Annotated in this window: 4 protein-coding genes; all 4 read left to right on the top strand. The window is 67.8% G+C overall.

The window, feature by feature from the left end; all coding sequences use genetic code 11:
- Positions 1 to 148: 148 nt before the first annotated feature.
- Positions 149 to 892, top strand: a complete 744-nt coding sequence (locus tag AB0I73_RS40660) for a hypothetical protein (protein ID WP_363045415.1) — start codon at positions 149 to 151, stop codon at positions 890 to 892.
- 316 nt (positions 893 to 1,208) lie between these two features.
- Entirely contained in the window at positions 1,209 to 2,303 is a 1,095-nt protein-coding gene (locus tag AB0I73_RS40655) for an NUDIX domain-containing protein (RefSeq protein ID WP_363045414.1), read from the top strand.
- 59 nt (positions 2,304 to 2,362) lie between these two features.
- Positions 2,363 to 3,091, top strand: coding sequence for an NUDIX domain-containing protein (locus AB0I73_RS40650; RefSeq protein ID WP_363045413.1), 729 nt, complete (start codon positions 2,363 to 2,365; stop codon positions 3,089 to 3,091).
- Positions 3,092 to 3,253: 162 nt separating this feature from the next.
- Positions 3,254 to 3,595 carry a MazG nucleotide pyrophosphohydrolase domain-containing protein gene (locus AB0I73_RS40645; RefSeq protein ID WP_363045412.1) on the top strand — a complete coding sequence of 114 codons (342 nt, stop codon included), beginning with the start codon at positions 3,254 to 3,256 and terminating at the stop codon, positions 3,593 to 3,595.
- Positions 3,596 to 3,762 lie beyond the last annotated feature (167 nt).

Genomic DNA, 3,762 nt, shown 5'->3' with positions numbered 1-3,762 from the left:
TGCTGCGGTTGCTCTTACTTCCCACCTGGCACTACTTCCTCTGGAACCTCACGTCCCAGTCTCCAGGTGTCCAACATCAAGGGGAAGCTTCATGTCCTCGATCAGCGTCCCGGGCCGGGCCCCGCCCCGGCGGAAGGAGCAACAGGTGATGGCTGACACATTCATGCAACAACTCATCGCCTCGCTCGCGCGCCGCACCCCTGTCCTCGACGAGGCTGTGCCATACCGGCTCAGCTCCTCAGAAACCAAGAAGCGGTCGCGTCACCCCGCCAAGCCCGTTCTACTCGCCGAGGACCGCCACGACTTCGAGCGCACCCTGGACGAAATACTCGCCGCAGAAGCCCCTGACAACTCGGCACGCCTCGATGCCGAGCAGCTGCGCACGATGGCGCTCACAGCCTCCGAACTTATCGCGGCGACCGCGGCGACCGAGTATGCGCAGTACGTTGAGGTGCGGGAACGGCTCAGGAACTCACATGGATCCGAAGCTCGCCTCACGAATAGCGCCTCAGCCGAGCGGCCCGGTGCCTCGCTAACTGCGGTCATGGCCGTCCTTGCCCCCGTACTCTTCGGAACCGCCGCAGTGATCTCCCTGCTTGCCGGCTTCGTGCTGAGCATGGCGAACCCGAAACCATCGGTTGCCTCAGCGTTGCTCACCACAGGCTGGTTCTTCGCCGCAAGCTGCGCGGCAAGCCTGCTCCTCGGCATGATCGGTCTCTTGCTGGCAGCCTTGCGGAACCGCCCTTCCTACGAGGAATGGGCTCGGAACGAGGAGGTCGCTGCCGCCAGGGACGTCTGGCGGCAGGCCCTGCGCAGCCGGGGCATCGAGCCCTTCCTGCGTGAGGTACGCAGCGCCGTGAGCAGAGGCCTCGATCATGACCAGGCACCATAGCCACCGATGCTCCAGTGGCTTTATCGAGCAGTAGTACTGCTCGATAAAGCCAAACGTCGGAAGCGGAGGCGCAGACACGCCGGGCCCGGCGAGCGCGTCGGATGCAACGCGCTCGCCAGACCCCGGCGCTAGTCGCTCCAGCGCAGGTCAGAGGTGCAACGCGCCTCGGTGTTGCACTGCGCTGTTGCAGCGGTGGTGCGGGCGGTCGGCGGCTACCGGCGCAGGATAGTGACCCGAGCCTCCGCCAGAACGACGCCGGTCGCCGGGCCGCGGTGCACGGGCACGTACAGGTGGCGGCACGACCATTCGGAGAACGATGACCACAACAGCCCACCCCGACGAGTCACCGGGCTCGTCGATGACCGACGAGGAGTACGGCGCCCTGCGCGCCTCGGCCGCCTTGTGGGCCGGTACCTCTGTGCTGATCACCGACCAGCGCGGCCGCGTCCTGGTCCAGCACGTCGACTACCGCAACACCTGCCTCCTTCCGGGCGGTGCCGTCGGCAAAGGCGAATCCCCCTCCCGCGGAGCCAGCCGGGAACTCCTTGAGGAACTCGGCATCACGACAGCCGTCACCCGCAGCCTCGCCGTCGACTGGGTCTCCGCCGACACCCCCAGCACCCCGCCCGCCATGCGGTTCCCCGGGGAAATCCTCTACGTCTACGACAGCGGCACCTGGAACGACCAGCAGATCGCCAGCATCCGCCTGCCCGGCCACGAGATCACCGCCGTCGACCTCGTCGAACCCGCCACACTGAACGCGCTAATGGCGCCGAGCGACGCCCGCCGCGCCCTGTCCGCGTTGCGCGCCCGCATCAACGCCGGCGGCCCCGTGTTCTTGGAGAATGGCCTTCCGATCGCTCCCACCGTGCTGGACCGGGTCGGCATCCTGCGCACCGCACGAGTCGAGCACCACTTTCCCTGGCGCCCTGGGCCCGTGCTGGCGGGCCTGCCGGTGCGGCAGTGCTGGGCCTGGGCCTTCGCCCCGGACGGCCGCGTCCTCGTTCTCCTGAAACCCGACACCGGAGCCGCCTGCCTTCCAGGCGGCACACTTGAAACCCAGGACCAGGGAGATCCCGTGGCCACGCTCATGCGTGAAGCTGCGGAAGAGGCCGCCACCCACCTGGACGAGCCCGTGTTCCTCGGCCATCTCCTCGACCCCACCGAGCCGTGCGCCCACGTACACTTCGCAGCCACACTCACCCGGCTGGGCCCCGTACGCTCCGCCCTCGCCACCGGCCAGGCCCACGCCCGCATCCTGGCCACCCCCGAGCAGGCCGTCGCGTTGTTCAACTGGGGCCCGGAAACCGCCGGTCAGCTTGCCACCGTCCATGCCGCCCGCGAGCGTCTCGGCATCCCCAAAGCCGCAGCGCAGCCCGTCACCGAACTCCCGGGCCCCGTCACCTGGTGACGGCCGTGTCCCCGGAACAAGGCCCGGAAGGCGCCCTCAACGAGGAGGAGAGAACAGCGATGCACCCGACACCGCTTTCCGTGGAGTTCGTCGACGCGCAACGAATCGACCTCGTCGAGCATCCTTCACCCGTGCTGTCGCCCTGGGAGCAGCAGGAGGTCGACCGTCTCTGGGCGCACACCACGGCCCAAAACCCGGCAACTTTCGACGGTCCCCTCGTCGCGAGCCTCGGGCTCGACCGACCGGACCCCGGTCGGCTGACGGTGCGGTGGGCGAGAATGACGTACCGGCACAGAGCCCTGCGGCACCTCCGGCCGGCGGACGATGTCCCCGACTCCGTCTTCGTCACGGTCCTGCTCCCCACCGAGGGCGGACTCGTGGTCGGGCGCGGCTCCCCCGCCACGGCGGCACCCGGCCGCTGGACGCTGCCCGGGGGCTCGGCCGAACCGCCGCCGCCCGGACAGCCCCTGAACGTGGACGCACTGCGCCGGCATGCCGCCCGCGAGCTCACCGAAGAGACCGGCATCCACCTCCCCGACGGCGAGTTGCGGCTCTGGGGCCTCACCCGCGGAAGACGTTTCGGCAGCCTCGGCTTCCACTTCCTCGCCCCGCCCAGACCCAGCGCACTCGCACAGCGCCAACATGCACACCTCAGCATGTCCGGGACCGGCCAGGACGCAGTCGAACTCGACAAGATCGCGCTGGTGTCCTCGGCCGGGCATGCCACCCGTCTCGGCCCCTGCGCGGACTACCTGCACCAAGTACTGGGCCGATACTTCTCGCTCTAAACGCGTGGACTCGCGCCCGCCCCTGTCAATGACACAGAGTCCTTGCCCGCACCACATCAGCAAGTGCGAGTTCCTCTCCCGGTCCTCCTCGTGCCAGGCAGACCAGGAGACCGAGCACAGCCTCCTTCCTCATCAGCACACGCCCCAGAAGGGACAGACTTCATGGACCTCGACCGCCTGAAGCACCAGGCCATACGCATCCACGGCCTATACGACGAACTGAACCGCCGTGAGCGCGGCCGCGTCTGGACACGCAGTGAATTCATGCTGGGCTTCATGGGCGACGTCGGCGACCTGGCCAAACTCGTCATGGCCGAAGAAGGAGCACGAGCGAACCCAGGCGGCCGGGCCGCACTGGAGCACGAGCTTGCCGACTGCCTGTGGTCGGTACTCATCCTGGCCCACCTCCACAACGTGGACCTCGAGCACGCCTTCGACCGCACCATGGCAGGGCTCGACAAGAAGATCAGCGCCCGCCTTGCCCATGAGGCTCCTGCCACGTGAGCATCTCGGCATCACCCGGGCAGCAGCAAAGCCCGTCACCGAACTCATCGCCCCCACTACTCGATAGACGCGGGGTGTGTCAATTTAACGGCCCTGTCTCACTTTCGGTGGTGACGGAGAGTCGTGAGGGTCGTTGACATTCGCGTGAAGAATGTCAACGAGCTTGT

The sequence above is a fragment of the Streptomyces sp. NPDC050388 genome (assembly GCF_040655635.1).
In the GTDB taxonomy this organism is placed as follows: domain Bacteria; phylum Actinomycetota; class Actinomycetes; order Streptomycetales; family Streptomycetaceae; genus Streptomyces.
This window is presented reverse-complemented; position numbering and strand designations above follow the sequence as displayed.